Annotated in this window: 2 protein-coding genes, 1 tRNA gene and 1 pseudogene; 3 read left to right on the top strand and 1 reads right to left on the bottom strand. The window is 70.3% G+C overall.

What is annotated here, in order from left to right; genetic code table 11:
• The 3 genes and pseudogenes from VET29_RS16560 to VET29_RS16550 form a co-directional block, all read left to right on the top strand.
• A pseudogene (locus VET29_RS16560) lies at nt 1–947 on the top strand (carboxypeptidase-like regulatory domain-containing protein); the annotation flags it as partial.
• A 160-nt stretch (nt 948–1,107) separates the two neighbouring features.
• Complete coding sequence (locus VET29_RS16555) at nt 1,108–2,505, top strand: FAD-binding protein (RefSeq protein ID WP_324921083.1); 1,398 nt, start codon at nt 1,108–1,110, stop codon at nt 2,503–2,505.
• 26 nt (nt 2,506–2,531) lie between these two features.
• Nucleotides 2,532–2,607 (top strand) — tRNA-Lys (locus VET29_RS16550).
• 64 nt (nt 2,608–2,671) lie between these two features.
• Here the strand turns inward: VET29_RS16550 and VET29_RS16545 are convergent.
• Nucleotides 2,672–3,850, bottom strand: a complete 1,179-nt coding sequence (locus VET29_RS16545) for a site-specific integrase (RefSeq protein ID WP_324921081.1) — start codon at nt 3,848–3,850, stop codon at nt 2,672–2,674.
• Nucleotides 3,851–3,889: the final 39 nt, after the last annotated feature.

Below are 3,889 nucleotides of genomic sequence, written 5' to 3'. Positions count from 1 at the left end.
CCGTCCGCGCCGGCCAGGACGGGGTCGCCCGCTTCACCGGCATCCCTGGCGGGGAGTACTCGGTGAAGGCCGGGCTGCCGGCGGACTGGTACCTGGATCCGGTCACGAGGATCCGGCTGCGGGCGGGGCAGAACGAGATCGCGCTCGGCGCCCGGTACGTCGACGCGTCGAAGCTGCACGCCACGGTGGCCCTCGACCGGCCGAGCTACGCGGTGGGCGACACCGTGCGGGAACGGGTGACGCTGACGAACACGGGGTCGACGGACCTGACGGACATCACGGCGCGCTGTGGGAGCTACTCCATCGAGCCGGGGAACAACGAGCTGTACAGCATGGGCTGGGGCGACCTGGACTCCGCGGGCCCCGGGGCGGTCGTGCGTGCGGGTGAGACACGGACGTGGGAGTTCACCGACGTGGTGCGGCCCCGGATGTGGGACTACGGGTTCGTGCTGCTGCGGTGCGACTTCATCGTGCCCGGGATGGTCGAGGGCGCGTTCGCGTCGGCGCGAGCGTCGGTGCCCGGCGGCCGCGGCACGATGGGCGGCGGTGCGGTGGCGTCGGGCCGGCCCGTGGCCGACATCCAGATGCTGCTGATCGACAAGGTCAACGGTGCCGTCGCGGCCCGCACCGTGACCGACGGGCGCGGGCGGTTCGAGTTCCCCGAGGTGCCGGCGGACCTGTACGAGCTGCGTCCGCTGGGGCCGTGGCGGCTGCCGGACTCGAACCCGACGGTCCAGATCCTCGCGGGCGAGCATGTCGACTACGAACGGGTCGAGCTGCTGCCGGGCCCGCTGCAACGCGACCCGGAGGAGGAGGTGGTCGCCGCGGCACCCTCGCCCCCGCCGATCACCTTGGCGAACACGGGTTTCGGCGTGGCGGACCTGACGGCGCTGGGTGTCCTGCTCGTGGTGGCCGGCGCGCTGATGAGGCGTGGCAAGCGCGCGTGAAACTGCGTGCCGTACTTCGTGGTCGGCGCGCGTAGGCGTCGTCACACTGTCTGTGACGAGACGTCTTCGCGCTGGGGGTACGGGTGTGGGTTGGCGCTGCGCTCCGGCGGCGCCAACCCACACACGAGGGCTTGTCGGGTTATCGTGCCACGTGGGCAAGGTGCAGATCAGTCGCCGGACAGTGCTGGCCGGCGCCGCGGCGGCCGTGGTCGCGTTCGACCCCGTCAACCTCGGCTGGCTGACATCCGCCGATGCCGAGCCGGGAGTCCGCATCCCGGCACTGGACGGTGAGCTGCTGGTCGACGAGGCGTCCCGAGCGGCGGTGGCCGACGACTACGGCCACCTGGTGCACCGGATGCCGGTGGCAGTGCTGCGCCCCGGATCGGTCCGGGACATCCAGAAGGTCGTGCGCTTCGCGAACCGCCACGGCCTGAAGGTCGCGGTAAGAGGCCAGGGCCACTCGACGTACGGGCAGGGCCAGACGACGGGCGTGGTGATCGACTCGAGCACCCTGGGGACGATTCACCGCATCGGGTATGGCCAGGCGGTGGCGGACGCCGGCGTCCGCTGGCTGGAACTGATCAGGGCAGCTGTTCAGGCGGGCCAAACCCCACCCGTCGCGACCGACTACCTGGGCCTGTCCGTCGGCGGCACCCTGTCGGTGGGCGGGATAGGCGGCGCGACGTCGAGGCATGGACTGTTGGTCGACAACGTGCTGTCCCTGGAGGTGGTGACCGGCGAAGGCGAGGTGGTCCACTGCTCCCCGTCGGTGTGCCCGGACCTGTTTCATGCGGTTCTGGGCGGCCTGGGCCAGTTCGCGGTGATCACCCGCGCAACGGTCCGCCTGATCCCGGCACCGACGACCGCGCGCGTGTACCACCTGACGTACCCGGACCTGCCGTCGTACCTGACCGCCCAACGCAGGGCGGTGGGAGACCAGCGGTTCAGCTACCTGGAGGGCCAGTCGACACCGACGGGTCTGCTGCTGGAAGGCGTGACGTACTACACGCCGCCGGCGGCGCCGTCGGACCCGGCGCTGGTGTCGGACCTGGCCGCGGCATCGGTGGAGATTTCGGAGATGCCGTACTTCGACTGGCTGAACCGTGTCTATGACCTGGTCCAGCAGCTGCTGCCGCTCCGGCTCCCGGGGCCGTGGATCAACGTCTTCATCCCGGACGAGGCGGTCGAGGGGTACGCGTCCGCGGTCCTCCCCACCACGGCACCGAACGATGTCGTGCTGCTGTACCCCGTGCGCCGTGACCTCATCGGAGAGCCGTTCGTGCGGCTGCCGAACAGCCCGGTGGTCTGGCTACTGGCGGTCCTACGCGCGGTGAGCCCTCCGGATGCCGCGGAGATCCGACGGCTGACAGCCCTGAACCGCACACAGTACGACCAGGCAGTCGCGGCCGGCGGCACCCACTACCCGGTAGGCGCGATCCCCCTGACACGGGCCGACTGGCGCGCCCACTACGGTCGCCGGTGGGCGGCGTTCCGCTCGGCAAAGCGCAGGTACGACCCCCGAAACGTCCTCGCCCCAGGCCAGGGGATCTTCGGGTAACACCCCCTCGGTAGCATGACCCGCAGGGGCCGTTAGCTCAATTGGTAGAGCTGCGGACTTTTAATCCGTAGGTTCTGGGTTCGAGCCCCAGGCGGCCCACCAAACGGCCTGGTCATGAAGGCCCTTCACCCGCGGTCCATGATCGCGCCCCCAGAAAACCCCCGGTTTACTCCTGACCGAGGGCGGCGTGCAGGGCGTTCGCGCCGTCCCGGCTTGGTGCTTCGCGGCCCATGTAGACGTCCTGCGTCATCGACGGGTGCGCGTGGCCGAGGATGTCGGCGATCTGGCGCGCGGTGAGCCCTGCCGCGTCGAGCAGGGTGGCCACGGTCTTGCGGAACGTGCGGAAGGTGACCCACTCGTACCCGGCGCGCTTTTTGAACGGGTTCCACGCCCGGTTGCGGACGTTGCTGGCCTCGCGGATGGTGCCGGTCGAGCTGGGGAAGATCGGCCCGTCCACCGGGCAGCCGAGCGCCGTGTGCCGGTTGACGAGCATCCGCACGCACCAGTCGGCGAGCGGCACCGGGCGCACCGCGTTGTCGGTCTTCCCGCGGTTGATGATCTTCCCCCTGCCGGTGGCCCGGATGACGTTGCCCGACATCGTGAGCTGCTTGGCGTCGGCGTCGAAGTCCTCCCAGTCGGCCGCGAGCGCCTCACCGGTCCTCTCACCGGTGGCGAGGAACAGCCGGACGAGGTCCGGTAGGTCGGCGGCCACCGCGGCCTCGTCGGCGTCGAGCTTGCCGAGCAGGTCGAACACCTCGTCGGCGGTCATGGCCCGCGGCCTGGCCGGTCGGTTCCTGGCCTTCTTCGACTCGATCCGACCGATGTCCCGCGCCGGGTTGGTCTCGAACGCCCCGGCCCGCACGCCGAACAGGCACACGTTCCGGATCACCGACTTCACGATCTTGGCCGTACTGGCGCTCGTTCGGTCCCGCGTCGTCTGACAGACCCGGTCGAGCACCACCGGCGACGCCTCGATCTCGTGCGCCCGCAGCTCGCCGATGTCCGGCAGCACGATCGTCGTCAGACGATTCTTGTACGTGTCGACCGAGCCCCACGAGTTGAACCCGCGGTCGGCGTCCCGCTCGTACTCGGCGAGCCAGCCCATCGCGATCTCGCGGAATCGGCTGTTCGGCCCGAACTCGCCAGCCGCCACCGGAGCCCGCCAGTCCCGGATGGCTTCCTTCAACCGCCGTTCCGCGTGCGGCCGGGACGTGCCGTAGCGCTCGACTGGGTAGACCTTGCCGTCATAGTGCCGGTAGCCGCACCGAGCCCGGAACTTGCCCGGCTCGACCTCGTACGTCGTGATCTTGCCGTGCGTGCCCACCGGAAGCGGCGGACGAGGCATCAGGCAGCCACCTCCGCGGGCAGCTTCTCGAACCACTCA

Origin of the sequence: Actinophytocola sp., from assembly GCF_035634895.1 — a bacterium.
Lineage (GTDB): Bacteria > Actinomycetota > Actinomycetes > Mycobacteriales > Pseudonocardiaceae > Actinophytocola.
Note: the sequence above shows the minus strand (reverse complement) of the source record. Positions and strands in the feature narration are given on the sequence as shown.